Genomic DNA, 25628 nt, shown 5'->3' on the forward strand with positions numbered 1-25628 from the left:
CGCTACGGGTTATTTTCTGCAAGCCCTTAACTGAACGGCGTTGGCTCTAGTTCTAGGAGCGGAAGTCGAACCGGGCCGCCGGGTGCGCGGCGGTGATCCGGTCCCGGACCGCCTCGGGCAGCCGGTTGTATCCGAGGTCGACCGCCGCCAGCTCGGGCAGCTCGTCGAACTCCGCCGGCAGGTCCTCGAGCTTGTTGAAGGACAGGTCCACGACGCGCAGCCGGCGGAACGCCCCGATCCCGGCGAGGTGTTCGGCCCGCAGCTCGCCGCGGTCCTTGTCCGGGCCCCACCGGTCGATCCGCAGCTCCTCCAGCGCGCCCAGCGTCATGCCGAACAGCTGCCGCAGCACGGAGTGCGCCGGCTGCGCCGGGTGCGGGCCGATCCGCCCGCTGAAGCCGAGCACCCGCAGGGCGGGCAGTTGGCCGAGGTCCGGCAGCGGGACCGTGACCAGGCCAAGGCTGTCGCCGAGGTCGAGCTCCTCGAGGCCGGTCAGCCGGAGCAGCCTGTCCGGGATCGCGTCGAAGTAGTTGCGGCTCAGGTCGAGGCGGCGCAGGTTCGGGAAGGTCGTGACGGCGTCGGGGAAGATTTTCAGGTACCCGCCGCCGGCCGCCATGGACACCTCCTCGATGCCGGTCAGGCCGTGCGCGGACTCCGGGAACACGAGGTTGGTCCCGTCGGCGACCAGCCGCCGCAGCCCGACCAGGCCACCGAAGAAGTCCGGCAGCACCAGCGGCGCCACCCCGGGCACGTTCCGCCACGGGGTCGACCGCACCGGGCCGCCCGACATCGCGGAGATGTCCAGCTCCTCCAGCCCGGCGAGCCGGCCGACGGCCGCCGGCAGGGCGAGGGCGTCCCCGTCCCCGATCTTGTTGCCGGCCAGCCGCAGCACCCGGAGCGCAGCCAGGTCGCCGATCGAGTCGGGCAGGGCGGTCAACCCGCAGTGGCACACCGACAGGTGCTCGAGCCGGATGAGTTTGCCGATCGCCTCGGGCAGTTCGCCGATCCGGTTGCCGTCCAGCACCAGGGTGCGCAGCCACGGCATCCGCAGCACCTCGTCGGGGAACCTTCGCAGGTCGCGCCCGGTCAGGTCGAGGTGCTCGACCCGGTCGGCCACCGCGCCGGACACGTGGTCGCGCGCCCGTTCGGACGCGATCCGGGCTCCGGGCCGCAGCACCGGCAGCCCGGCCCGCAGCCGGTCCAGGAACACGTCGAGCATCAGCTCCTGCTCGTCGGCGTCCACGACCTCGGGCACGAAGGCGTCGACGATGGCCTGCCCGGCGAAGTCAGCGTCCTCGGAGTCGCCGTAGTTGTCCACCAGGCGCGCGCCAGGGGCGGTCACGACGACCGGGTGGTCACGCTCGATCACCCACGGCGTGTCGACGGTACCGGCCTGGAGGGTACCGTCGCTGTGCTCGCCGTACACGAAGTGGGTGAAGGCGCCGTCGTGGATGGAGATCTCCGACCCGCCGCCCTCCAGGGTCTCGGCCTCGGTGCGACCGGCGACGTAGAGCCCGGGGTGCTCGTCGTACAGCGCGATCCGCCCGGTGACCGTCAGATCGCCGGTGACCACGATCAGCTCGACGGCGTCCTCGCGGTCCGCGGCGGACAGCTCGCGGACGGCGTCCAGGAAGTCCCCGTCGAGGGTCAGGTCGCCGTCGAAGAACAGCGTGCCGCCGTAGTTGCCGTCGAACGCGGCGGACAACGCGCCGCCCAGGCGGGTATCGGCATTGTCGAAGGACGTGAACACCTGGGTCGCGGGCTTCGCCACGCGGGTGATCATAGGGTACGCCCGCGCCAGCCGTGCGCACAGTCTATTGTGGAGCGACGGGTCGAGCCGTCCAACCGGGCGGCCTCCCGGGGGTTAGACGGGCATCTTGTCCAGCAGATGCGTCTGCTCGCCGGCCACTGCCGTGTGCAGCATCGCGTGCATACGCATCCGCGCCGCCCGGCGCACGCTGGCCACCCGGTCCCGCAGCGTCGTCACACCCGGCAGCAGCGCCCCGTGTCGCGAGTACGCCCGCGCCAACAACCACAAGAACCGCAGGGCCAATCCGGACAAGGTCCGAGCCGACACCTCTGGTCCTGCTACCGAATCAGGCCGCAGGAGTACGACGCGCGGCGCGAGGCCCAGGACCACCGGTGCGCCATCTGCGGCAAACGCCAATTCCGCGACCGGAACGCTCAGTTGGACGCGGCGGGACCGGGCTGGTGCGCTGGCGGCATGAACGTGGTGTTGTGGGTGACTCAGGCGTTGCTGGCTCTGCTCTTCCTGGTCGCCGGTGGGCTCAAGGTGCTTCGGCCGCCCGCGGCGTTGCGCGGCATGATGCCGTGGGTGGAAGACGTCTCCCGGTCGACAGTCGTCGGTATCGGCGTCGTGGAGCTCCTCGGGGCCGTCGGCCTGATCGTGCCCGGCGCGACCGGCATGGCGCCCTTTCTCGCCCCACTGGCCGCCATCGGCTTCGCGGTCTCATGATCGGTGCGACCGGCACGCATCTGCGCCGGGCGAAGGCCGACTCATCGGCGGCAACCTGGTGGTGCTGCTGCTGGCCGGCTTCGTCGCCTACGGACGACTGGGGCCGTGGCCGATGTGACGGGGAGAGCCGGAGGTGTACGCCGACCTCCACGAGCGGTTCTCCCCTGGGAACCCCGACTGAGTTCATCCGCCGATCGAGGACGACGTGCGTATCGCCGACGAGGGGTTGGGGACTGGTCGACGATCCCGGCGGGTGCCCGGCCGCGGTCAGGGTCGCTTCGGGTGGGCGCGTCCGAGGGCACCGGCTCTGCCCCACCGTCCGGGGATGTGGAGCAGTTCGATCCGGCCCATGCTCGGGGGCACGGCCGGTCTGGTCACCAGGTGCTCGCCGCGTGGCTCCATGCCGAGCATGGTTCGCAGCAGCAACAGGGGCGTGCCGGTGGACCACGCCTGCGGGCTGCACGCCGTGGGGTACAGCACGGGATATCTGGTCAGCGTCCGCTCGTATCCGCCGAACGCCTCGGGCAGCCGCCCGTCGAAGTGTTCCGCGGCGTCGATGATCCCCTCGGCGATGTGCCCGGCCTCCTGGTGGAATCCGTAGCGGCGTAGCCCCCAGGCGATGAACGAGTTGTCGAACGGCCACACGGTGCCGACGTGGTAGCCGATCGGGTTGTAGCGTCCCTCGCCGCTGCCGAGGGTGCGTACGCCCCAGCCGGAGAACAGTTCGGGGCCGAGCAGGTGTTCGGCGATCTTCGGTGCTCGGGATTCGTCGACGATGCCGCTCCAGAGCAGGTGGCCGATGTTCGAGGAGAGCGCGTCGACCTGGCGGCCGTCGCCGTCGAGGGCGAGGGCGTAGTACTCGCCGTCGGCGACCCAGAAGTCGCGGTTGAAGCGTTCCTTGAGGTCGGCCGCCTCCTGTTCGAGGCGGTCGGCGTACGCGGGGTCGTGCCAGAACTCGCGGGCCAGCCGCGCACCGCGGATCTTGGCGTCGTACGCGTAGCCCTGCAACTCACACGTCGCCCGGGGCAGGCCGGCCAGCCGCCCGTCCCGGAACGAGATCGAGTCCCAGGAGTCCTTCCAGCACTGGTTCTCCAGCCCGTTGCGTTCGTTGCGGCGCTGGTACCAGACGTAGCCGTCGCCCATGATGTCGCCGTACTCGTCGATCCAGCGCAGGGCGGCTCTCGCGGAACGCTCGAGAGACCGCACCAGGGCGCTGTCGCCGGTCCACCGCTCGTATTCGTCGAGCAGGATGACGTAGAGAGGTGTCGCGTCGGCGCTACCGAAGTACGGCGAATGCGGCTGCTCCTCGAACGCGGTCGTCTCCCCGTACCGCATCTCGTGGAGAATCTTCCCCGGCTCCTCCTCCCGGAAGTCGTGCAGGACGACACCCTGCCTCAGGGCGAGCATGTGCAGCGTCGTGGCGGCGAGGTCGGGCGCGAACGGCAGCGCCTGGATGCTGGTGAGGATGCTGTCCCGGCCGAAGATCGCCATGAACCACGGCAGGCCGGCGGCGGGGATGGCATGTGCGCCGGCGGCCAGCGGCGCGAAACGCAGCGCGGAGAGGTCGGCCAGGCTGCGCCGGTAGGTCGTCGCCAACGTGGGGGAGTCGCAGGTGAGGCGGGGCGCCTCCGCGAGCCAGTCGGCCAGGTCCTGTCGTATCTCCGCTCGGGCCCGACCGGGTCTGCCCTCCAGGCTCTCCCGAAGGTCGCGTCCGCCCAGGCCCAGCGCCTGCACGTGCAGGTTGGTGATCCACTGGCCGTGCGGTCCGAGCCGAACGTCGTACGTCAGCCCCTGCTCGTCGACGCGGGCCGGCGCGGTGGACGAGACCAGGGTCTCCCGGCAGAACCCCTCCCGCTGATAGCCGAGGCGTAGGCACCCGGCGTCGATCCGGGTGTAGTACGTCCCGGACTTGTTCCGCACGTCCTTGATCTCGAAGAGGTCGGCGAAGTCGCTCTCGACGTCGATCCGGATCCGCAGGTCGACGGGCTCGGGTTCGTGGTTGATCACCGTCAGCCGCTCGGTGAAGCTTCCACCGATGGAGCGGTCGCGAACCGCCGAAACACCGACGTCAACGAGCGGACTGGGGAGGGCCGGAGCGACGACCATTCGACTCTCGAAGAATTCGATTTCCTCGACGGTGAGCGCGTTCACCCGCTCGTCGTTGATGGACAGGATCCATTTCGACAGGAATCGCGTGTCGAACGAGAAGAAACCGGTCGGGATGGTGGGGGACGCGTCGATGTCGCCCGTCTCCTCGCTGACCACGAACGTGTTGCCGTCCAGCAGCCGGACGAGGCCGTCGCTCATGCCACACGTCTCCGCTCACGGCCGAAATCCCGAGGGTGGCGGGCTCCGGGCGGCGCCGGTATGAGCCGGCCGAAGACACGGAACAGCCGGACATCACCCTCCGTTCTGATCTCGTTGCGCAACCACGCCGGGTACATCTGTGCCTGGCCGCCGATGATCCGGTCGAAGGTCGCCCGGCTGCCGTAGAAGACACAGTCGGCCTCGCCCCCATCCCGGGAAACGCGGACATCGCCCCGTTCGATCTCCACGAACCAGCGGTCGACGCCCTGCTCGTGCGTGAGTTCGAACCGCATGGTCGCGGTGGCGTCCTCGACGAGGGTTTCGTGGCCGCGACGGGCGAGCGCCTGGAAGAAGCTCGTGGTGGGATCCGACACGTCCGCCTCCCTCCGGATGGGTGCCGAGCCAGGATGAGCCGCGTACCCACCCTGACCGGGAGCGAAGCGCCGCCGCACCACCCGGATCGGGTGAATTTTCCGCGTCGCTCGCGGCCGCAGCCCAGGTTCATCCGTTCCGGGTGAGGCCGGCCCACCCCGGCGCGAACGACGCTGCTCCTCGTCCGGCGGATTTCTACGGGGGTGGTGCCATGTCGGAGGCGACCAGGACGTTCTTCGAGGCGCTGGAACGACACGGCCACGAACGCCTGCTGAAGAAGACGGACGGCACCATACGCTTCGACCTCGAGCGCGGCCGCGAGGTCGACCACTGGTTCGTGGAGATCCGCGGCGGCGCCGTCCGGGTGTCACAGCAGAACCGCGATGCCGACATCGCCATCCGCTCCGACAACGACTTCTTCGACCGGATGGCGCGCGGCGAGGCCAAACCGCTCCCGGCCTGGCTGAGGAACGACATCACGTTCGAGGGGCAATTCCGGCTCATCATCCTGCTGGAGCGGCTCTTCGCGCCGCCGCCCGGCGCGCGTCACCCGCGCATCGCCGCCCGTGACCGTGGGAGGCAGGGTTGAAGGCCGACAGCGTCAGAATTCTCGACGGCAACATCTTCGTGCTGAGCGACGGCAGTGGCGACATAGACGCGAAGCCCGCCGTCCCGTGCGGGTACTTCGCCTTCGACACCCGGTTCCTCTCGCGGTGGCTGCTGACCATCAACGGCGAACGGGTCAGCCCGCTGGCCATGGACGATTCGTCGTACTTCGAGGTGCGGTTCTTCCTGGTGCCCGGGGCTCCGACGCACTACGTGGACGCCAAGGTCTCGGTGATCCGGGAACGATCGGTGGTCGGCAGCTTCGAGGAGCGGTTGACGGTGCTCAACCATTCCGGGGAACCGGCCGAGTTCACGGTCCGGGTGGACGCGGCCTGCGACTTCATCCCGCTGAACGTCGTCGGACAGGACCGTACGCCACCCGGTCGGCTGTACCGGCGCGTCGAGGACGGGCGCCTGCACCTCGGCTACGTGCGGGAGAAGTTCCGGCGGGAGACGGTTATCTCCACGACTGAGCCGGCGCAGGTCGACGAAGAGGGGCTGACCTTCCACATCCGGATCGAACCGCACGGTCGGTGGGCCACGACGTTGCATGTCCGGGGGCTGGTGCTGCGCCCCGACGGTCAAGACATTCGAGACCACGTGCATCCCAGCCGCGTGCAACGTGACAGGGCGGAGCTTCAGGGCGACCTGCGGCAGTGGCTCGGCAAGGCCCCGCAGCTGAGCTGCGACTGGAAGCCACTGGAGCGGACGTACCGGCGCAGCCTGGTCGACCTTGCCGCGCTCCGGTTCTCGCCGTTGACGCTACCGGCCGAGCCGCTGCCCGCGGCGGGGCTGCCCTGGGACGCCACCCTCACCGGCCGCGCCCCCATCCTCACCAGCCTGCAGGTGTTGCCGTTTGTACCGGACATGGCCGTCAACACCCTGCGGATGCTCGGCATCGACCAGGGCAGCGTGCTCGACGACGTGCTGGACGAGGAGCCGGGCAAGATCCTGCGCGAGTTCCGCTACGGCGAGCTGGTCGCGTTCGAGGAACGCCCGCACGCGCCGTACTTCGGTGCCGCCGACAGCACCCCCCTCTACGTGATCCTGCTCGACGAGTACGAGCGGTGGACGGGGAACGCCGCCGTGGTGCGCGAGTTCGAGGACGAGGCGCGCGCGGCGCTGCACTGGATCGACGAGTACGGCGACATCATGGGCGACGGCTACGTCTGGTACCAGCGCCGCAACGAACGCAACGGGCTGGAGAACCAGTGCTGGAAGGAAACCGCGAACGCGATCTCGTTCCGGGACGGCCGGTTGCCCAGGCTGCCCCGGGCGACGTGTGAGTTGCAGGGCTACGCGTACGACGCCAAGATCCGCGGTGCGCGGCTGGCCCGCGAGTTCTGGCACGACCCCGCGTACGCCGACCGCCTCGAACAGGAGGCGGCCGACCTCAAGGAACGCTTCAACCGCGACTTCTGGGTCGCCGACGGCGAGTACTACGCCCTCGCCCTCGACGGCGACGGCCGCCAGGTCGACGCGCTCTCCTCGAACATCGGCCACCTGCTCTGGAGCGGCATCGTCGACGAATCCCGAGCACCGAAGATCGCGCAACACCTGCTCGGCCCCGAACTGTTCTCCGGCTGGGGCGTACGCACCCTCGCGCAGGGGCAGGGACGTTACAACCCCCTCGGCTACCACGTCGGCACGGTGTGGCCGTTCGACAACTCGTTCATCGCCTGGGGGCTGCGCCGCTACGGATTCGACGAGGAGGCCGGGCGCATCGCCGAGGGGATCATCGACGCGTCCCGGCATTTCCAGGGGCGCCTTCCGGAGGCGTTCGGCGGATACGACCGCGAGTTGACCCGGCACCCCGTCCAGTATCCCGCGGCGAACAGCCCACAGGCCCTGGCCACCGGGGCGCCCCTGCTGCTGGTGCGTACGCTGCTCGGTCTCGAGCCGTATGGGGATGACCTGGTGGTCGCGCCGGCACTGCCCGAACGGTTCGGTCGGATCGAACTGCTCGACATTCCCGGGCGGTGGGGCCGCGTCGACGCCATCGGCAACGTGAGGTCCCCGGAGGCGAACGCGGTCGGCGGCTGAGCCAGGCGACGTCGCGTCCGGGGTTCCAGGAACGGTGGCGCCGCGGCGCTGTTCCTCACCAACGGCGCGCCGCGGGAGGCGGTCAGGCGCGCGCGCCGCCGAAGCCCAGCAGGACGGCGAGGCCCAGGGCGCTGCGCGGGGCGTACGGCACCCGCCACAGGCCGCCGTGCGCCGCGGCGTACGCCTCGTCCTGCCACGGGTGCGGCAGCGACGGCCCGCCGGTGCGCAGGGCGTGCACCAGCAGCGCGGCCATCAGCGTGTTGCTGGTCGCCGGCTCGAACACCTCGATGCCGAACCGGTGCGCGCCCGCGTACGCGGCGGCCAGCGCGCGGTTGCGCAGCACCGAGCGGGTGCGGGTGGGCGGCGCCACCGCGAACGACACGGTGGACCCGGCGTCGCGGGCCACCGTCGCCCGCCACCGTTGCAGCCGCTTCGCCAGCGCGTAGTTGGGTCCCTGCTGCGGGACGAGGCTGTCGTTGACGCCGGGGTCGACGCCCGGCGGGTAGTTGCGGTGCAGGAGCCTGCCCCCGGAGGCGACCCGCAGCGACCGGCGGACGATCCCGCGCGCCGCGTAGCCCTGTTCGGCGTGGCGTACCGCGTCGCCGGGGACGGCGAAGACGTCGGTGGGGGTGGCCAGGAAGGCGAGCGCCACGTCGTCGCGGCGGTCCTGCAGCCGCAGCGTGAGCGCGTCGACGGCGGTGGCGACCCGGACGTTGGTCGCGCCGTCGGCGTAGACGTAGTTGCCGAGCACGAGCCGGCCGTCGACGCCGAGCAACCAGTCGGCCACCTGCGGGAGGTTGTGCAGCAGGTCGGCGCCGGCGTGGGCGGCCAGCGCCTCGTCGTCGGGGCCGGTGCCGGCGGGCACGGGCAGGTGGAGCCGGCCGCCGTAGCGGCGCGTCGTGTGCAGCAGCCGCCGCCAGATTTCCGGCCTCGGCAGGTCGACGGCGACCACGTCGCCGCCCCAGCGCAGCACGGACGGCAGCGGGCCCATCTCGGCGCCCGCGCCGAGCACCACGATGCGCTGGTCGCGCAGGTCGAGCCAGTCGGGGTTCGTCATGACGGCGCGTACGGCCTCGGCGCAGGACGGTTCGACGACGCCGGCGGTGACCCAGGCGTCGAGCCGGCGGCGCAGGTCGTCGCCGCGCAGCCGCTGGCCCCGGTACGGCAGGGACAGCTCGCGTTGCACCTCACCGGTGCCGGCGACCGTCGCGGTGTGCAGCGGCGCGACGTCGGTGGTGAACACCTCGCCGAGGCCGATCTCGGTGCCGTCGGCGCGGACCACGGTCATCCGGCTGTGCAGCGCGGCGAGCCCGTTCCGGGCGATGGTGACCGCGGCGTCGCGGGAGAGTAGTCCGGCCTCGACGAGCCGCCGGAAGTGCCCGAGGTATCCGTGCCGCCAGTTCGTCTCGTGTTCGGCCGAGCGCGCGCCGACCGCGTCGACGGCACGCAGCGCGTCGGCGACGACGGCCCGCCCGAGCGCGGAGGTGCTGCGCCCCACGTCGGTCTTGGGGAACACCACCCCGGTCGGACCCTCCACGGCCACCGTCCCTTCCGCCCGGCCCGTCGGGCCGCCCTCGGTCGTCGGGTGCCACTCTGCCGTACCCGGCTGCGCGGCGCAGAGCGGGCCCTGCGCCGCGACCGGGCCCGACGCGGGCGTACGGGCCGCGAGTCGCCAGAGCCGGCCCCCGGTCGCCGGTCAGCCGCGGTGGCGTACCTCGGTGTCCCAGATCGCGGCCCACGGACGCCGCAGGCCGCGGCAGACCCAGATCGGCCCGCCGTTCTCGTCGTTGTCGACCTCGATCCGCTGATCCACCCGGCCGGCGAGGGTGACCTCGGTGAACCAGCTGCGCAGCCGGTCCGGCCGTGCGAACCCGACCGCGAGCACCACGTCGGCGGTTTCCGGGGGGCGGCCGAAGGCGGCCATGCTGTTGTGGCCGGAGTAGGCGGGCGGCAGGTCGCGCGCCGGGCCGTAGCGGGCCACGGCGCCGGCCTCGCCGTAGTTGGCGGTGAGGACGACGGCCCGCTGCCGCTGGTCGGCGGGCAGGCCACGGTGGACGGTGGCGAGCGAGTCGGCGAAGGCGGGCCAGCCGATGGTCTCGCCGGCGTCGTAGTTGGCGGCGACGACGAAGCCGGGCAGCCGGTCGGCGGGCAGGACGGGCAGCAGCAGCACCGCGCTGCTGACGGCGGTCAGCCCGGCGCCCACGGTCAGCAGGGCCCGGCGCGGCAGGGCGCGACCCCGGGCGGCCCAGCCGGCGGTGACGACCGCCCCGGCGGCGGTGAGCACCAGCAGCAGCGGGGCGTCGTAGTAGCCCTTGCCGCCGGCGAGCAGCACGATGGCGACCACCACGAGCCAGGCCCACCCGACGGCCCGATACGCCCGCCAGGCCGGCCGGCGCAGCAGCGTCACCAGCCCGGCGACCCAGATCGGCACCGTGAAGGGGCTGATGATGACGACCTGGAGGACGAGCGCGTCGAGCCGGCCACTGTAGGAGCTGTCGCCGTCGGCGATCGAGGCGGCCACCGACAGTTGTGGGAAGTCGTGTGCCGCCTGCCATGTCACGGTGGGCGCGGCGAGCAGCAGGAAGAGGGCCGCGGCAGCGAGCACCCACCGGTCGCGCAGGAGCGGCCGCGGCCCGGCGATCAGGAGCCCGGCCAGCAGGCCCACGGCGAGCAGGGCCGGCAGCAGCTTGTTGAGCATGCCGACGCCGAGCGCGAGCCCGACGCCGAGCGCCCAGCGGCTGTCCCCGGTGCGCAGCATCCGCACCGTGCCCAGGGCGGCCGCCAACCAGACCAGCAGGTCGACGCTGGTGGTGCTGAGCAGGTGACCGCCGGCGAGGACGATGCCGGCGGTCGCGGCGAGAAACGCGGCGTACGTCTGCGCGCCTCGCCCGGCGCCGAACTCGCGGGCGATCGCGGCGACCAGCAGGACCGCGGCGCCGCCGATCAGCGCCGACGGGGTGCGCAGCGCCACCAGGCTGCCCGGGGCGATCGTGTCTGTCAGCCGGGCCAGCGCCGGGACCAGGGGGCCCTGGTCGACGTAGCCCCAGTCGAGGTGCCGGCCGCAGAGCAGGAAGTACAGCTCGTCGCGGTGGTAGCCGTAGCGGCCGGACAGCAGCAGGAGCACCGCCGTCGTGGCCGCCGCGACCGCCCAGGGGCCGGTGGCTCGGGGACCACGTGCGGCGGGACGGCCGTCCGCGGGCGTCGCGCGGTGGGGTGTCCGGGTGGCGACGTCGGCGACGGGATCGGCCATCCGCACATCATCGCCCCGCACGGCCGGCCCGCGCTGCCCCCGTCGGGGTGGATCCCGCGGTCGTCCGCGCCGGCTGCCCGCGGCGGGTCAGGTCCGCGTCGGGACGCGCAGTCGGCCGTCGACCATCTCGGCGACCTCGTCGACGCGGTCGAGGTGCCCCCGGTCGTGGGTGACCAGGACGGTGGCGGTGCCGCGCTGCCGGGTGAGTTCGGTGAGCAGGTCGATGACGGCCGCGCCACGCTCGTGGTCCAGCGCGCTGGTGGGCTCGTCGACGAGCAGCACCGCCGGGTCGTTCATCAGGGCGCGGGCGATGTTGACCCGCTGGCGTTGCCCGCCGGAGAGCTGGTGCGGACGGCGGTCGGCCTGCCCGGTCAGCCCTACCGCGGCCAGTAGGCGGGCGGCGCGGTCGCGTCCGGCGCGGCGGGAGCCGCCGCTGAGGTGGGCGATCACCTGCAACTGTTCGGCGGCGGTCAGCGAGGCGATGAGGTTGGGCTGCTGGAAGACGATTCCGACCTTCGCGCGTCGCAGGGCGGTCGTCTGGCGCCGGCTGAGGCCGGTGGTGTCGGTGCCGGCGATGACGATCCGACCCGAGTCGGGGTTGATCAGGGTGGCGGCCACCGCCAGCAGGCTGGACTTGCCGGACCCGGACGGGCCGATGACGGCGGTGGTGGTGCCGGCCGGCACGCTCAGGTTGACGCGGTCGAGTGCGGTCAGCCGGGTGTCCCCGTCGGGGTAGGTCAGTGTGACGTCGGACAGTTCGAGGCTCATCGGGCGCTCCCCAGGGCGGTCAGCGGGTCGACGGAGGTGATACGGCGGACGGAGAGGGCGGCGCCGGCAGCGCCGAGCGCGATCGTCACGGCGGCCGGCAGCAGGACGGATCCGGCGGTGAGCGCGAACGGCACGGTGCCGGCCGCCGCGGCGCCGATCGCGACGGCGAGCGCGGTGCCGACGGCCGTGCCGGCGAGCAACAGCGCCAGGGCCTGCCCGAGGGCGTCGCGCAGCAGGTGGCCGGTGGTGGCGCCGAGCGCCTTCAGCACGGCGATGTCGGGGCCGCGCTGGATGGTCCACACGGTGAAGAACGCGCCGATGACCAGGGCGGAGATCGCGAACAGCATGCCGCGCATGAGCTGGAGCGAGCCGTTCTCGGCGGTGTGCGAGCCGATCGCGGACAGCGCCGCCGTGCGGGTCACGGTGCGGGTGTCCAGCTGCCGGTCGGCGTCGGCCAGGTCGGCGTCGGGGGCGGTGGTCAGCGCGATGACGGTGGCGGAGTCGTCGGCGGCGCCGGGGGCCAGGTGCTGCCAGTCGGCCAGGTCGGTCCAGATGACCGGGGTGTGGCTGTGGGAGGCGTCGCCGGCCACCGTGGCGACGGTCAGTCGCCGACCGCCGACGACCACGTCCTGGCCGGGCCGGGCGGCCAGGGCCTCGGCCGCCCCCTCGGACAGCACGGCCTGCCCGGCGGAGACGGCGCCGGGGGCCAGGTGCGAGTCGGCCGGGACGCCGAACGCGGACAGCGCGGCGGTGCGGTCGCCGGCGCTGACCCTGGTGGTGGTGATGCCGAGTGGGGCGGCGCTGCGCACCCCCGGGACGGCCCGCCAGCGCAGCCACTGCTCCCGGTTGACGGTCGACTCGGTGAAGGAGAGCTTCTGCCCGTCGGCCGGAGCGGAGAACACCAGGTGGTCGGCGGGCAGGTCGGTGATGGCCGAGGTGCTGTCCCGGCCCAGCCCGGCGGTCAGGCCGGACAGCAGGACGACCAGCAGCGTCATCAGCGTCACGACCGTTCCCATCAGGGCGAACCGGCCCTTGGCGAACCGCAGATCTCTCCACGCGACGAACACGAGCGCAGCAACCTTCCGTTGGTGGGTGGGGCCACGGTGGCGGCCCGGCACCAACCCTCGCCCGATCCACGCCGGTCGGCATCGCGCCGCGGATCGGGCCGCTGGCGTCGAAGTGCGCACGCAAGGATCAACCCTTTGGTTGATGGCGGCGGCCGTGTACGCCCTAGCCTGGAGTCATCGTGAACCCGGAATCGCTTGCCCGGCCGTTGCGGGTGCTGCGCGTCTGCCTGCACCTGCTGGTCGGGGGTCTGCTCGTGGTGGTCGCCGGACGTGCCCTGGCGGGGCAGGCCCCGCACCGCACCGCCGTGCTCGCCGTGTCGGCGGCGCTGGCCGTCGGTTACGCCGTCGGTGCCGCGTTGCCGCCGGTCCGCCGGTCCCGTCGCGCGGCGGCGGCGTGGCTGGCGGCGCTGACCGTCGGGTGGCTGGTGCTGCTCGGCCTGACTCCGGACGGGGTGTGGCTCGCGTTCCCCCTGTTCCTGCTGCACCTGCACCTGCTGCCGGTCCGGTGGGGGATCGTGGCGGTGGCGGCGACGACGGCGGCGGCGGTGGGTGGCGTGGTCGCGCACCAGGGGGCCCTCACGCCGGGCGTGGTGCTCGGGCCGGTCCTCGGCGCCGCCGTCTCCGTCGGCACGGTGCTGGGCTACCAGGCGTTGTACCGGGAGAGCGAACACCGCCGACGGTTGATCGAGCAGCTGACCGCCACCCGCAGCGAGCTGGCCGCCGCCGAGCACGCCGCCGGCGTCCTGGCCGAACGCGAACGCCTGGCCCGCGAGATCCACGACACCCTCGCGCAGGGGCTGTCCAGCATCCAACTGCTGCTGCGCGCCGCCCAGCGGGCCCTGCCGGAGCGGGTGGACGTCGCCGGCGACCACGTCGAGCAGGCCCGCCGGACGGCGCAGGACAACCTGGTGGAGGCCCGACGGTTCGTGCGTGCCCTGGCGCCGCCCGGTCTCGACGGCGGCTCGCTGCCGGCGGCGCTGCGGCGGCTGTGCGCCACGACCGCCGCCCGGTCGGGGCTGGCGGTGGACTGTGACCTCGACGGGACGGCGGTGCGCCTGCCGACCCCGCACGAGGTGGCGCTGCTGCGCATCGCCCAGTCCGCGTTGGCCAACGCCGTGCGCCACGCCGGGGCCACCCGCGTCGAGGTGACGCTGCGGTACCGGGAGCACGGCGTCGTCCTGGCCGTGGTCGACGACGGCAGCGGCTTCGACCCCGGCGCCGTCGCCGGTCGTGGTGACGGCGGGTTCGGGCTGGCGGCGATGCGGGCGCGGGCCGAGGAGCTGGGTGGCACGCTGACCGTGGAGTCGGCGCCCGGCCGGGGCACCGCGCTGACCGTCGCCTTCGCCCACCCGTACGACGGGGCACGGGCGGGCGTATGAGCGATCCGATCCGGCTGCTGCTGGCCGACGACCACCCGGTCGTCCGGGCCGGCCTGCGCGCCGTCCTCGCCACCGAGCCCGACCTCGAGGTGGTCGCCGAGGCCGCCACCGCCGAGCAGGCCGTCGCGCTCGCCGAACGGGACCGGGTGGACGTGGTGCTGATGGACCTGCAGTTCGGTGCGGGCATGCACGGCGCCGAGGCCACCGCCGCCATCACCGCGCGCGCGGGCGGCCCGGTCGTACTGGTGCTGACCACGTACGACACGGACGCCGACATTCTCGCCGCGGTCGAGGCCGGCGCGTCGGGGTACCTGCTCAAGGACGCCCCGCCCGAGGAACTCGCGGCGGCGGTGCGCGCCGCCGCCGCCGGCAGGTCGGCTCTCGCGCCGGCGGTCGCCCACCGGCTGATGGACCGGATGCGCGCTCCGGGCATCGCGTTGAGCCGACGCGAGACCGAGGTCCTCCAGCTCGTCGCCGACGGGCTGTCCAACCAGCAGATCAGCAGGCGGCTGCACGTCAGCCACGCCACCGTCAAGACGCACCTGGTCCACGTCTACGGCAAGCTCGGGGTCGACTCCCGTACCGCCGCCGTCGCCGCCGCCCGGGCCCGCGGGTTGATCCGCCGCTGACCGGTGGGCGACGTCGGGGACCGGCACGATCCGGTCCCCGACCACGGGGACCTTGTTCACCGCACGGCGGCCGCCAGGCCGTCGCGCGGCGCGGTGGTGAGTCGTCGTACGCCGGGCACGACGGCGGTGCCGGCGCAGGCGACGAGGACCAGCGCGCCCGCCGTGAGCAGCGGCAGGCCCTCGCCCCAGGCCCGCGCCGCGATCGGCGCGAGGGCGTAACCCAGCGGCATCGCGCCGAGGGAGACCAGCCAGTCGTACGAGGTGACGCGGGCGAGGACGTGGGGCGGGAACTGCCCCTGCACGACGGTCTCCCACACGGGGTTGAGGTAGCCGAGGGCGGTCAGCGCGACGCCGTAGGCGACGACGACCAGCGGGGCGGGGGCGGCGACGGCGAGCAGGGCCAGCGGCGCGGCGTAGCTGGCGAGGCCGAGGTTGGCCACCAGCACCGGGCGGCGGGGACGGATCCGGGCGGCGAGCAGCGAGCCGACGAGCATGCCCACCGCGCCGGCCTGGAGCATCAGCACCCAGACGCCCTCGCCGCCGAGGCGTCCCACGGCGACCGCCGGGCCGAGGGTCGTCAGGACGGCGGCGGCGCCGTTCCAGACGCCGTGGCCGAGCAGGCTGGTCCAGAACCAGTCGCGGCTGCGGACCTCCCGCCAGCCGTGGGTCAGGTCGGCGAGGATGCTTCGTTTCGGCATCGGGACGTGGCGGACCCGGACGACCGCGAGCAGCAGCGCGCTGAGCGCGAACGTCGCGGCGTCGAGGACGAACGCCCAGCCGGGGCCGGCGGCCCAGATCAGCGCGCCCGCGAGGGCGGGCCCGGCGAGGCGGCTGGCGTTGGCGGTGACGCCCATCAGCGCGTTGGCCTGTTGCCGTTGCGTCGCGTCGACGGTGCCGGCGACCAGGGGCGAGGCGGTGGGCAGGGCGAACGCGCCAGCGGCGCCGCCGACGGCGGCGGCCACCGCGATCACGCCGAGCGAGGCCTGGCCGAGGAGTTCGAGACCGACGACGAGTTGCGCGACGCAGCGTACGAGGTCGGCGAGGATCGCGACGCGGCGGGCGTCGAGCCGGTCGGCGAGCACGCCGCCGAGGGGCAGCAGGAGCAGGCGGGGCACCATCGCGCAGGCCAGCACGAGGGCGAGGGCGCCGGTCGAGCCGGTCGCGCGGAGCACGGCCAGGGCCAGGGCGGCGGGCACGACGGCGTCGCCGACGGCGGAGACGGTGCGGCCGAGGAAGAGCAGCCGGAACGGGCGTACGCGGAGGGGATGGGTCACCGGACCACGGTACTTCGACGTCGAATCTTTCGACAACGAATATTTTGGCGCCGGCATAGGGTGGGTCCATGACCGACCGCGATCGCGTCGACCGTCACGTCGAGCGCTGGCTGCCGATCCTGCCGACCCTCGACCCCGACGTCGAAGGCGCGGTGACGCGGATGCAGTTCCTTACCCGGCACCTGCGCGAGGTCAAGGAGCGGACCCTCGTCGCCCTGGACCTGCAGGGTCACGAGTACGACACCCTGCACGCCCTGGCCGGCCGAGGGGGCCGGGCCGCGCCGTCGGACCTGGCGCGGGACATGGCGATGGCTCCCGCCTCCGTCACCGCCCGCGTCGACGCGCTGGTCCGGCGCGGCTTCGTGCACCGGATCCCGTCCACCACCGACCGGCGGCGGGTCGACGTGGAGCTGACCGAGGCGGGCCGGGCCGCCTGGCGGGGGGCCATGGACGTCGGAGGCGCCGAGGAGCACCGGCTGCTGGCCGCCCTCGCCCCGGACGAGCGGCGACTGCTGTCCGACCTGCTGCGCCGGGTGGTGCTGCGCGCCGACGCCCCGGCCGACTGACCGCCGGGCGGAAATGCCGTGGCGGCGGGCGTACGCCGGCTGGCAGGGTGACCGGCATGACAGCGCAGGCTCTGGCGGGAGCGCTCGCCGACGACGTACGACGGCGGGTCTTCGCGGCGATCGTGTTGGGCGGCGCCGACGCCCCGGCGGTGGCCGAGCGCACCGGGCTGCCCGCCCGGCAGGTGGTCACCGCGGTCCGGCGGCTCGTCGACGCGGGCCTGGTGGCCGACGGCGACGGTGAGCTGCGGGTGGACGCCGACCGGCTGCGGGAGGCGGCCCGCACGCCGGCGGAGCCCCGACCGGCGGGGGAGCCCGCGGACCGGGTGCTGCGCACGTTCCTGCGCGACGGCGTCCTGGTCGGGCTGCCGGCGCAGCGCGGCCGGCGGCGGGTGCTGCTGGCGCACGTCGCGACGGCCTTCGAGCCGGGGGTGCGCTATCCGGAGCGGGCGGTGGACGAGGTGCTGCGGCGGTGGTGCGAGGGCGGGGGTTCCGACCACGTGACGCTGCGGCGGTACCTGGTCGACGAGCAGTTGCTGGCCCGGGAGCAGGGCGTCTACTGGCGCGTCGGCGGCTGATCGTCCGCGCCGCGAACCGTCTGTCCCCGGACCACCTTGTTAGCCTCGGCGCATGACCTCGTGTGCGCCGGGCGGCACCCCCGACCTCATGTTCATGCTCTCCTGGGCCAGTCACGCGTTGATGGCGGAGCATGCCGCGGGCCTGGCCGAGCTCGGCATCTCGCCCCGGGCGCACTGCGTGCTGCTCAAGGCTCGGGCGGGTGAACTGACGCAGCGCCAGCTCGGCGAGCTGTGCGGGATCGACAAGACCACGATGGTCGTCACCCTCGACCAGTTGGAGACGGCCGGGTTGGCGCGGCGGCGCCCGTCGCCCAGCGACCGGCGGGCCCGTCTCGTCGAGGTCACCGAGGAGGGCGAGAAGGTCCTCGACCAGGCGCAGCGGATCGCCGCCCGGATCCAGGACGACGTGCTGGCGGCGCTGCCCGAGGCCGATCGTGCGGTCTTCCTGCGGTCGATCGCGAGCCTGGTCGGCGACCGGCTCAGCGGCACCGGGGCCTGCGGCCCCGGCGGGCGCGACGGATGCTAGTTCCGCGACAGATAGTCCCGGCCAAGACGATCTGATACGGTCGCATCCGTTGGCGTCCCCTCACCCAGGAGCAGCCGTGACCGCGACCGCAGAAACCGCCCCCACCACCCCGTCCGTCCGCCGGCGCGCGCTCGGCGTCGGCGCCGCCGTCCTGGCCTGCGCGCTGATCTGGACCGTCGGCGCGATCGCGGGGGTCGACTACACCGTCGAGAACCCCGGCCAGCCCGCCTTCACCGTCGGGCTCGCCCCCGTCGTCGTCTTCGCCCTCGTCTCTGCCCTGGTCGGCTGGGTCGGGCTGGTCGTGCTGGAGCGCTTCCTCGGCCGGCGGGCCGCCGTCGTCTGGGCGGTCCTCGCGGTGGTGCTGGCCCTGCTCTCCCTCGCCCCGGTCTTCGCCACCGAGGCCACCGCCGGGGCCAAGGTCGCCCTGGGCGCGATGCACCTGGCGGTGGCTGCGGCGCTGATCCCGCTGCTGCCGGCCCGCCGCGCCTGACCTGCCCGTCCGCCGCCACGGCGGATATTCCCCTTGCCGGGCCCGTGATGATCGGTGGGTGACGACGACAGACTGGACCGTGGCCCCGACCGATCCCGACCACCCGGACGCGGCGGTCCTGCTCGAGGCCTACTACGAGGAGATGGTCCGCCGTTACCACGGCCGCCCGGTCCGCCCGGGCGAGGTCGCGGCGGCGATGGCCGACGACCCGAGCCACGACCTGACCGCCCCCACCGGATTCCTCCTCGTCGCCCACCGCGACGGGCGTCCGGCCGCCTGCGCCGGGCTGCGGTTCCGCCCCGGCTGGGCGGAGCTGACCCGGGTGTACGTGCGTCCCGCGCACCGCGGTCGCGGCGGCGGCGCGCTTCTGCTCGCCGCCGTGGAGGAACGGGCGCGCGCCGCCGGCGTCGCCCGGATCCGGTTGGACACCCGCAGCGACCTCGTCGAGGCCCGAGCCCTGTACGCCCGGCACGGCTACCGGGAGATCCCGGCCTACAACGACGACGTCTACGCCGAGCACTGGTTCGAGAAGGTCCTCCAGTTGACGACGGCCGCGCCACGCGCTAAATAGAGAAGTGGCAAGTTGAGTCACTAGGACTCAACTTAGGACCTTCGGCCAGGAGAACCGAGGAGGCAGGACCATGCTGATGCGCACCGACCCGTTCCGTGAGATCGACCGGCTCACCGAGCAGTTCTTCGGCACCGCCGCGCGCCCCGCGGTCATGCCGCTGGACGCCTACCGCGACGGTGACTGGTTCTACGCGGCGTTCGACCTGCCCGGCGTCGACCCGGACAGCATCGACTGCACGGTGGAGCGCAACGTGCTGACCGTCCGCGCGCAGCGGCAGCGGCCCACCGGCGACAGCGTCGAGCTCGTCGCCGCCGAACGCCCGATGGGCACCTTCACCCGGCGGCTGTTCCTCGGCGACACCCTCGACACCGACAGGCTCGAGGCCGGCTACGACAACGGGGTGCTGACCCTGCGGATCCCGGTGGCGGAGCGGGCCAAGCCCCGCCGAGTCACCATCACCGCCCCGGCCGACGGCAACGGCCGCAAGCAGATCAACGCCTGAACACCCGACCGGGGGGCGGGACGACCGGCGCGACCGCCCCGCCCCCCGGTCATGCCCGGCGGCACGCCGCGGGCGGATAGAGCGCGGCCAGGGCGTGCGCGGTGGCGGCGAGCCGGTCGCGCAGCTCGGCCGGCGCGAGCACCTCCACCTGCGCGCCGAGCTTGAGCAACTCCACGTGGCCGTGCTTCACCGACTCGATCGGCACCGTCGTGTGCACCCAGCCGGCCGGGTCCGGCTCGGAGGCCCCCGTCCGCGCCGCCCGGCTCATCGCCGGCGGCAGGACGTGCGCCGCCAGCTCCAGCGCGGCCGTCGTCATCCGCACCCGGGCCTCGTCCCGGTACACGCCGCGTTCGTACCGGTCGGCGTGCTCCTGCCAGCAGCGGGCCAGGTCGAAGCCGTCCGGCCGGTCGAACCGTTCGTCGAGGACGGTCAGCGCGAGGACCGCCGCGACCCGGTAGGTGCGCACCTGCCCGCCCGCGTCGGCCACCAGGTACCAGCGGCCGGCCTTGAGCACCACGCCCAGCGGGGCCAGCGTCCGGGTCACCTCCCGCGGAGCCTTCCACCGTCGGTAGCGCACCTCGACACGCCGGTCCTCCCACACCGCCCGGGCCAGCTCAGCCAGGTGCGGCGTGGGTTCGGGCTCCCGGAACCAGGTGGGGGCGTCGAGGTGGAACCGCTGCCGGATCCGGCCGCCCCGGTCGGCCAGCTCCGCCGGCAGCGCGGCGCGCAGCTTCAGCTCCGCGGCGGCGAGCACCGACCCGAGGCCCAGCTCGGCGGCGGGGCCGGGCATGCCGGCCAGGGACAGCGCCTCCGCCTCGCCGGCGGTCAACCCGGTGAGCCGGGTGCGGTAGCCGTCGACCAGCCGGTAGCCGCCAGCGGGGCCGCGATCGGCGTAGACCGGCACCCCGGCGGCGCCGAGCGACTCCACGTCCCGGTAGACGGTGCGCACCGACACCTCCAGGGCCTCGGCCAGCTCCGGGGCGGTCATCCGGCCCCGGGTCTGCAGGAGCAGCAGCAGGGAGACCAGCCGACTCGCGCGCACCGCCCGACGGTACCGCCCCGGGCGGCGGTAGACCGGTGGCCGGGGGCGGTCGAGCCGTGCCGGGGGCATCCTCGTGACGGCCCGCCACGGCGCCTGGTTCGCCGAGGCGGTCGGCTTCCGCCGGCGCTGGCGGATGGTCGGCCGGCGGGTCGTCGAGGAGCCGGCGGCGGCGCCGATCATGTAGGGCGCGCCTCCTCCCGTTTGCCATCCGGAGCTGAGAGCCTTTTTCACATGCTGTCCCCGAACGCCCCGGCGCGGCCCCGCCAGTCGCCCGCGCCGGCCCTGCCCGTCGGCCCCACCGACTTCACCGAGGCGTGGCTGCGCAACCGGCGGCTGTCCGAGCACACCCGCGACGCGTACCGGCGGGACGTCGCCGGGTGGCTCGCCTGGTGCGCCGCCCGCGAGCTGGACCCGCTGCACGCGAACTTCCTGCACGTCAACGAGTACGCCCGGGGGCTGGAGGCGACGCTGGCCGCGCGCAGCGGCAAGCCGCTCACCCCGGCCACGGTCGCCCGCCGGCTCTCGGCCCTGTCGAGCTGGTACGACTTCCTGGTCAAGCTGCGGGCCGTGGACGCCAACCCGGTCGCCGGCGCCGACCGACCCCGCATCGACCGGGACCACTCCGCCACGGTGGGGCTCAGCCCGGAGGAGGTGGACGCGCTGCTCGCCGCCGCCGAGGCCGACACGGGGCCGACCGCCGCCCGCAACCGTGCCGCGATCGCGCTGCTGGCCGACCTCGGGCTGCGCGTCGGGGAGCTGGTCTCGCTCGACCTGACCGACCTGGGCGCCGAGCGGGGCCACCGCAGCGTCCGGTTCGTCGGCAAGGGCGGCAAGTCCCGCCGCCGCGCCCTGACCCCCGGCACCGCGTACGCGGTCGACGCGTACCTGGCCCAGCGGGCTGCCGCCCAGGGCGTGGCGGTGCACGAGCTGACCGGCCCGCTGCTGGTCACCGCGACCGGGGCCCGGCTGGACCGGCACGCCGTGTTCCGGCTGGTACGCCGGCTGGCCCGGGCGGCCGGCATTCCGGCCTGGGCGAAGCTGTCGCCGCACTCGCTGCGGCACGCCTTCGCCACCACCGCCCGGGCCGAGGGGGTCCCGCTGGAGGACGTGCAGGACGCGATGGGCCACGCCGACCCGCGCACCACCCGCCGCTACGACCGGGACCGGCACAACCTCGACCGCGACCCCGCGTACGCCATCTGGGCGGCCCGAGCCCGCCGCCGCGGCTGACACCGACGTCCGCGCGCCCGGTGGTGCCGCGCGCGAAGGAAACGCCGCGCGGCACCACCGGGCGCCTGCCGTGGGCCGCCCTGCGGGTGGCCTCCGCCTGGAGTGGGTCAGCCCTGCGGGCGGGGGCAGATGCAGAACGGCTGCCCGGCCGGGTCGGTCAGCACCACCCACCGGTCGCCGCCGGGCTGGAAGTCCGGCTTCGTGGCGCCGGCGGCGACGAACTCGTTCTCGGCCTGCGCGAGGTCGTCGACGTACAGGTCGAGGTGGTAGCGCTTGCCGGCGCCCTCGTCCGGCCAGGACGGCGGCCGGTACCCCTCGACCAGGCCGAAGCCCACGGCCACGCCCCCGGCGGTGACCATCGCGTACTCCGGCTGGCTGTGGGTGATCTCCCCACCGAGGACACGCTGCCAGAACGCGGCGTGGGCGACGGGGTCGGGGCTGTCGAGGTTGACCATGGCGAGGTCGGCGGTGACTGTCATACCCGGCAGTCTGCCGCGCGTACCTGACATCCACTGTCAGGTACGCGCCCACCTCGCGGCGGTCTACGGGTCCGCGAGGGCGAGCAGGCGGCTCAGCCCCCCGATGCCCTCCTGGGTGCCGGCCGCGACCAGGACGTCGCCGTGGGCGAGGACGTGCCCGTCCCCGGGCGCGGTGATCGTCTGGCCCGCGCGGAGCACGGCGATGACGGTCACGCCGCCGGTACGCGCGACGGCGTCGGCCAGGGGCCGGCCGTCGTAGGGCGACGCGGCCGTGACCGGCAGCTCGGCGACGCTGATCGCCTCGGGGTGCCGCTCCAGGTGCGTGACGTGGTCGACGGTGGCGACCGGATGCAGCAGCTCGGCCACCTCCTGCGCCTCCGCCGGGCTGAGCGACAGCGACCGCTCGACGGTGTCCGGATCGCCGGGCGCGTAGAGGACGAGGTCGCGCCGCCCGCCGCGGTGGCAGATGACCCCGAGCAGCTGCCCCTCACTGGTGTGCACGGTGTAGCCGACGCCGATGCCGGGCAGCGGGACACGTTCGATCTGCATCATTGCCTCCTGTCCTGGGATGGTGCGGTGTGCGCCTGGCCGGTCTCGCCGAACCAGGTGGCCAGCCGCCCGGCGCGCGCGACGGCCCGCAGGCGCCGTTCGGTGGCGTCGCGTACGGGTGGCGTGGTGAGCACGACGAGCTGGTCCCCGACGCGTAGCCGGGTGTGGTGGTCGGGCACGAAGGTGTCGTCGCCGCGCACGACGAGGGTGGTCGCGGCGGGCGGCGGCAGCCGCAGCTCGGGCAGGTAGACGCCGTGCAGGCGGGAGCCGGCCTCGACGGTGACGTGGATGAGGTCGGCGTCCATGGCGTCCAGCGGCGCCAGTTCGATCTGCAGGTCGGGCCCGACGTCGCGCGACGCGAGGCGCAGCCGGCGCGCCAGCCAGGGCAGGGTGGGCGCCTGGATGACCGTGAACACCACGACGAGCACGAAGACGATGTTGAAGACCTGTTCGCTGCCCGGAGCCCCCACGACGACCGGGATGGTGGCCAGCACGATCGGCACGGCGCCGCGCAGTCCGGCCCACGACAGGAAGGCCTGTTCGCGCAGCGGGATGCGGAACGCGGCCAGCGAGACCAGCACGGACGCGGGCCGGGCGAGCAGCAGCAGGGCCGTGCCGACCACGATCGCGGGGACGATCGCGGCGGGCAGCTCGCTGGGCGTGGCCAGCAGGCCGAGCATCACGAACAGGCCGATCTGGGCGATCCAGCCCAGCCCTTCGGCGACCGAGTGGGTGGCTCGCCGGTGTGCCAGGCCGGAGTTGCCGAGCACCAGCCCCGCCAGGTAGGCGGCGAGGAATCCGCTGGTCTGGGTCAGGCCGGCGACCGCGAACGCCAGCACTCCGCAGGCGACCGTCGCGATGGGGTACAGGCCGGAGGTCGGCAGGGTCAGCCGCCGCAGCAGCCACACGCCGGCCGCCCCCGTCACCACGCCGATCGCCCCGCCGGCGACCAGTTGGTAGGCCATCGCGCCGATCAGGGGCAGGGGGGCGACGGTGTCGAGGGTGGCGGCGCTGAAGGTGAGCACCAGGATCAGCGTCGGGGCGTCGTTGAGCCCCGACTCGGCCTCCACCAGGCTTGTCAGTCGTCGGGGCAGCGGCACCGACCGCAGGACGGAGAACACCGCCGCCGCGTCGGTGGACGACACGATCGCCCCCAGCAGCAGCGCCATCTGCCAGTCGACGTCCAGCAGCAGGTACGCCGCCCCCGCGGTGACCGCGACGCTGACGAACACGCCGACGGTGGCCAGCACCGACGCGGGCGCCAGCACGCCGCGTACGTCGCTGAACCTGGTGGTCAGGCCGCCCTCCACCAGGATGACCGCCAGCGCCGCCAGGCCCAGGGCCTGTGCCAGGGCCGCGTCGTCGAAGGGAAAGCCGGCGACGTCCTGGCCCAGCAGCAGGCCGACGCCGAGGTACGCCAGCAGGACCGGCATGCCCAGCCGGGTGGCCAGCCGGGCCGCGCCGACGCTGGCCAGGACCACGCCGGTGCCGACGGCCAGCGTCACGTACAGCTCGCCGAGGTTCACGTCGACCCCCTCGCGCCCGGGGCGGACGCGTCGTCGCGCCCGCCCTGGGCGCCGGCTACGCGGCGAAGTAACGCAGCCACACGTACCCCCACGCGATCACCGTGGTCAGCACCGTCGTGACGATGCCGTACCGGGTGAACTGCCAGAAGCTGATCGGCTCGCCGGCGCGGGCCGCGATGCCCAGCACGACGATGTTGGCGCTGGCCGCCACGGCCGTGCCGTTGCCGCCCAGGTCGGCGCCGAGGGCGAAGGACCACCACAGCGCCTCGCCGGTGACGGGATCCGGGGCGCCGGCGACGAGGTTCTCCACGATCGGCGCCATGGTCGCCGTGTAGGGGATGTTGTCGAAGAACGCGCCGAGCACCGCCGAGCCGAAGATCAGGCCGGTGGCCGCCGTGAAGAAGTTGTCGCCGACGGCGTCACTGGCCCATTCCCCGATCAGCCCGATCACCCCGGTCTCGGTGAGGCCGGCGACCATCACGAACAGCCCGGTGAAGAAGACCAGCGTCGGCCACTCGACCTCGGCGAGGTACGCCGACGTGTCCGCCCGGGTCACCAGGACCATCAGCCCGGCGCCGAGCAGCGCGACGACGGCCACGTCGACGTGGATCACCGTGTGCAGCATGAACCCGGCCATCACCAGGCCGAGCACGACCAGGCAGCGGACCAGCATCCGCGGGTCGGTGATGGCGGCGCGGGCGTCCATGTCGCGTACGGCCTCGAACCGTTCGGGGTGGTGCACGAACGAGCGGCGGAACATGACCCGCGCCAGCACCAGGAACGCGAGGAACATCAGCAGCGTGACCGGCGCCATGTGCACCAGGAAGTCGTTGAAGCTCAGCCCGGCCCGGCTGCCGATGATGATGTTGGGCGGGTCGCCGATCAGGGTCGCGGCGCCGGCGATGTTGGAGGCGAGCACCTCGGCGATCAGGTACGGCGCGGCGGGCACGCCCAGCCGGCGGCACACCGAGATGGTGATCGGGGCGACCAGCATGACGGTGGTGACGTTGTCCAGGAACGGCGACAGGGCGGCGGTGATCGCCATGAGCAGCACCATCAGCCGGAACGGGCGCCCCCGCGAGCGCTGTGCCGCCCAGATCGCCAGGAACTCGAACACCCCGGTCTGTTTGATCACCCCGACGATGATCATCATGCCGAGGAGCAGGAAGATGACGTCCCAGTCGATGCCGGCGTGCTGCTCGTAGAACACGTGCGACCCGGGCACGAGCCCGAGCACGACCATCAGGCCGGCGGCACCCAGCACCACCGCGACCCGGTTGATCTTCTCTGTGGCGATGAACACGAACGCGACCACGAAGACGGCGGTCGCGGCCAGGGCGGGCCAGACGCTCACGGGCGCCCGCCCGGCGGGCCGTTCTCCGTGATGGTGGGCCGGTGCCCACG

The 25628-nt window shown here is 73.6% G+C and carries 26 protein-coding genes; 12 read left to right on the plus strand and 14 right to left on the minus strand.

The genetic code is table 11. The annotated features are described in order from the left end of the window. Nucleotides 1–52 precede the first annotated feature (52 nt). Nucleotides 53–1768, minus strand: coding sequence for a leucine-rich repeat domain-containing protein (locus ACZ6O2_RS16545; RefSeq protein ID WP_466023413.1), 1716 nt, complete (start codon nucleotides 1766–1768; stop codon nucleotides 53–55). A 93-nt stretch (nucleotides 1769–1861) separates the two neighbouring features. Then, a complete protein-coding gene (locus tag ACZ6O2_RS16550) occupies nucleotides 1862–2050 on the minus strand; it encodes a hypothetical protein (RefSeq protein ID WP_466023414.1) in 189 nt (62 codons plus the stop codon). A gap of 171 nt (nucleotides 2051–2221) precedes the next feature. On the opposite strand from ACZ6O2_RS16550, the gene ACZ6O2_RS16555 reads away from it, so the two are divergent. Further along, nucleotides 2222–2473 (plus strand): DoxX family protein, encoded by a 252-nt coding sequence (locus ACZ6O2_RS16555; protein ID WP_466023415.1) that lies wholly within the window; start codon nucleotides 2222–2224, stop codon nucleotides 2471–2473. Between the two features lie 267 nt (nucleotides 2474–2740). Here ACZ6O2_RS16555 and ACZ6O2_RS16560 read toward each other — a convergent pair whose 3' ends face one another. Beyond that, complete coding sequence (locus tag ACZ6O2_RS16560; protein WP_466023416.1) at nucleotides 2741–4780, minus strand: amylo-alpha-1,6-glucosidase; 2040 nt, start codon at nucleotides 4778–4780, stop codon at nucleotides 2741–2743. After that, complete coding sequence (locus tag ACZ6O2_RS16565; RefSeq protein ID WP_350705517.1) at nucleotides 4777–5154, minus strand: SCP2 sterol-binding domain-containing protein; 378 nt, start codon at nucleotides 5152–5154, stop codon at nucleotides 4777–4779. Before ACZ6O2_RS16565 ends, ACZ6O2_RS16560 begins: the two co-directional genes overlap by 4 nt. A gap of 209 nt (nucleotides 5155–5363) precedes the next feature. Here ACZ6O2_RS16565 and ACZ6O2_RS16570 point away from each other — a divergent pair, with 209 nt between their 5' ends. Next, nucleotides 5364–5741 carry an SCP2 sterol-binding domain-containing protein gene (locus ACZ6O2_RS16570; RefSeq protein ID WP_350705519.1) on the plus strand — a complete coding sequence of 126 codons (378 nt, stop codon included), beginning with the start codon at nucleotides 5364–5366 and terminating at the stop codon, nucleotides 5739–5741. Next, nucleotides 5738–7801, plus strand: a complete 2064-nt coding sequence (locus ACZ6O2_RS16575) for an amylo-alpha-1,6-glucosidase (RefSeq protein WP_466023417.1) — start codon at nucleotides 5738–5740, stop codon at nucleotides 7799–7801. The genes ACZ6O2_RS16570 and ACZ6O2_RS16575 overlap by 4 nt, the downstream gene beginning before the upstream one ends. Nucleotides 7802–7883: 82 nt before the next feature. On the opposite strand, the gene ACZ6O2_RS16580 is transcribed toward ACZ6O2_RS16575, so the two are convergent. The 4 genes from ACZ6O2_RS16580 to ACZ6O2_RS16595 form a co-directional block, all read right to left on the minus strand. After that, complete coding sequence (locus ACZ6O2_RS16580) at nucleotides 7884–9338, minus strand: hypothetical protein (protein WP_466023418.1); 1455 nt, start codon at nucleotides 9336–9338, stop codon at nucleotides 7884–7886. A gap of 159 nt (nucleotides 9339–9497) precedes the next feature. Continuing rightward, entirely contained in the window at nucleotides 9498–11051 is a 1554-nt protein-coding gene (locus ACZ6O2_RS16585; protein WP_466023419.1) for an ArnT family glycosyltransferase, read from the minus strand. A gap of 87 nt (nucleotides 11052–11138) precedes the next feature. Continuing rightward, nucleotides 11139–11819: an ABC transporter ATP-binding protein gene (locus tag ACZ6O2_RS16590; protein ID WP_350705527.1), complete on the minus strand. Its 681-nt coding sequence runs from the start codon at nucleotides 11817–11819 to the stop codon at nucleotides 11139–11141. After that, entirely contained in the window at nucleotides 11816–12886 is a 1071-nt protein-coding gene (locus ACZ6O2_RS16595; RefSeq protein ID WP_466023420.1) for an ABC transporter permease, read from the minus strand. The genes ACZ6O2_RS16590 and ACZ6O2_RS16595 overlap by 4 nt, the downstream gene beginning before the upstream one ends. Nucleotides 12887–13065: 179 nt before the next feature. On the opposite strand from ACZ6O2_RS16595, the gene ACZ6O2_RS16600 reads away from it, so the two are divergent. Continuing rightward, a complete protein-coding gene (locus ACZ6O2_RS16600; RefSeq protein ID WP_466023421.1) occupies nucleotides 13066–14265 on the plus strand; it encodes a sensor histidine kinase in 1200 nt (399 codons plus the stop codon). Beyond that, complete coding sequence (locus ACZ6O2_RS16605; protein ID WP_466023422.1) at nucleotides 14262–14894, plus strand: response regulator; 633 nt, start codon at nucleotides 14262–14264, stop codon at nucleotides 14892–14894. Before ACZ6O2_RS16600 ends, ACZ6O2_RS16605 begins: the two co-directional genes overlap by 4 nt. Nucleotides 14895–14950: 56 nt before the next feature. On the opposite strand, the gene ACZ6O2_RS16610 is transcribed toward ACZ6O2_RS16605, so the two are convergent. Beyond that, nucleotides 14951–16225, minus strand: coding sequence for an MFS transporter (locus ACZ6O2_RS16610; protein WP_466023423.1), 1275 nt, complete (start codon nucleotides 16223–16225; stop codon nucleotides 14951–14953). A gap of 11 nt (nucleotides 16226–16236) precedes the next feature. On the opposite strand from ACZ6O2_RS16610, the gene ACZ6O2_RS16615 reads away from it, so the two are divergent. From ACZ6O2_RS16615 to ACZ6O2_RS16640, 6 genes are all read left to right on the plus strand, one after another. Next, complete coding sequence (locus tag ACZ6O2_RS16615) at nucleotides 16237–16734, plus strand: MarR family winged helix-turn-helix transcriptional regulator (RefSeq protein ID WP_466023424.1); 498 nt, start codon at nucleotides 16237–16239, stop codon at nucleotides 16732–16734. 56 nt (nucleotides 16735–16790) lie between these two features. After that, on the plus strand, nucleotides 16791–17309 hold the full coding sequence (locus ACZ6O2_RS16620) for a DUF2087 domain-containing protein (protein ID WP_466023425.1): 519 nt from the start codon (nucleotides 16791–16793) through the stop codon (nucleotides 17307–17309). 52 nt (nucleotides 17310–17361) lie between these two features. Then, nucleotides 17362–17835: a MarR family winged helix-turn-helix transcriptional regulator gene (locus ACZ6O2_RS16625; protein ID WP_466023426.1), complete on the plus strand. Its 474-nt coding sequence runs from the start codon at nucleotides 17362–17364 to the stop codon at nucleotides 17833–17835. 76 nt (nucleotides 17836–17911) lie between these two features. Beyond that, nucleotides 17912–18325: a DUF6069 family protein gene (locus ACZ6O2_RS16630; RefSeq protein ID WP_466023427.1), complete on the plus strand. Its 414-nt coding sequence runs from the start codon at nucleotides 17912–17914 to the stop codon at nucleotides 18323–18325. A gap of 58 nt (nucleotides 18326–18383) precedes the next feature. Then, nucleotides 18384–18896, plus strand: coding sequence for a GNAT family N-acetyltransferase (locus ACZ6O2_RS16635; protein WP_466023428.1), 513 nt, complete (start codon nucleotides 18384–18386; stop codon nucleotides 18894–18896). A gap of 70 nt (nucleotides 18897–18966) precedes the next feature. Further along, nucleotides 18967–19398 carry an Hsp20/alpha crystallin family protein gene (locus ACZ6O2_RS16640; RefSeq protein ID WP_357461943.1) on the plus strand — a complete coding sequence of 144 codons (432 nt, stop codon included), beginning with the start codon at nucleotides 18967–18969 and terminating at the stop codon, nucleotides 19396–19398. Between the two features lie 49 nt (nucleotides 19399–19447). Here the strand turns inward: ACZ6O2_RS16640 and ACZ6O2_RS16645 are convergent, their stop codons facing one another. Further along, nucleotides 19448–20440 (minus strand): helix-turn-helix transcriptional regulator, encoded by a 993-nt coding sequence (locus ACZ6O2_RS16645; RefSeq protein WP_466023429.1) that lies wholly within the window; start codon nucleotides 20438–20440, stop codon nucleotides 19448–19450. Nucleotides 20441–20671: 231 nt separating this feature from the next. Between ACZ6O2_RS16645 and ACZ6O2_RS16650 the strand changes: the two genes are divergently transcribed. Continuing rightward, nucleotides 20672–21670 (plus strand): tyrosine-type recombinase/integrase, encoded by a 999-nt coding sequence (locus ACZ6O2_RS16650; RefSeq protein ID WP_466023430.1) that lies wholly within the window; start codon nucleotides 20672–20674, stop codon nucleotides 21668–21670. 107 nt (nucleotides 21671–21777) lie between these two features. Here ACZ6O2_RS16650 and ACZ6O2_RS16655 read toward each other — a convergent pair whose 3' ends face one another. The 4 genes from ACZ6O2_RS16655 to ACZ6O2_RS16670 all read right to left on the minus strand — a co-directional run bounded on the left by ACZ6O2_RS16655 (nucleotide 21778) and on the right by ACZ6O2_RS16670 (nucleotide 25578). After that, nucleotides 21778–22149 carry a VOC family protein gene (locus ACZ6O2_RS16655; RefSeq protein ID WP_466023431.1) on the minus strand — a complete coding sequence of 124 codons (372 nt, stop codon included), beginning with the start codon at nucleotides 22147–22149 and terminating at the stop codon, nucleotides 21778–21780. Between the two features lie 63 nt (nucleotides 22150–22212). Continuing rightward, nucleotides 22213–22698, minus strand: a complete 486-nt coding sequence (locus tag ACZ6O2_RS16660; RefSeq protein ID WP_466023432.1) for a cation:proton antiporter regulatory subunit — start codon at nucleotides 22696–22698, stop codon at nucleotides 22213–22215. Then, the gene (locus ACZ6O2_RS16665; RefSeq protein ID WP_466023433.1) at nucleotides 22698–24224 is read right to left on the minus strand and encodes a potassium/proton antiporter; all 1527 of its coding nucleotides are present in this window, start codon (nucleotides 24222–24224) and stop codon (nucleotides 22698–22700) included. The genes ACZ6O2_RS16660 and ACZ6O2_RS16665 overlap by 1 nt, the downstream gene beginning before the upstream one ends. Before the next feature lie 55 nt (nucleotides 24225–24279). Continuing rightward, nucleotides 24280–25578: an ArsB/NhaD family transporter gene (locus tag ACZ6O2_RS16670; RefSeq protein WP_466023434.1), complete on the minus strand. Its 1299-nt coding sequence runs from the start codon at nucleotides 25576–25578 to the stop codon at nucleotides 24280–24282. Nucleotides 25579–25628: the final 50 nt, after the last annotated feature.

The organism is Micromonospora sp. NPDC048040 (assembly GCF_055587185.1).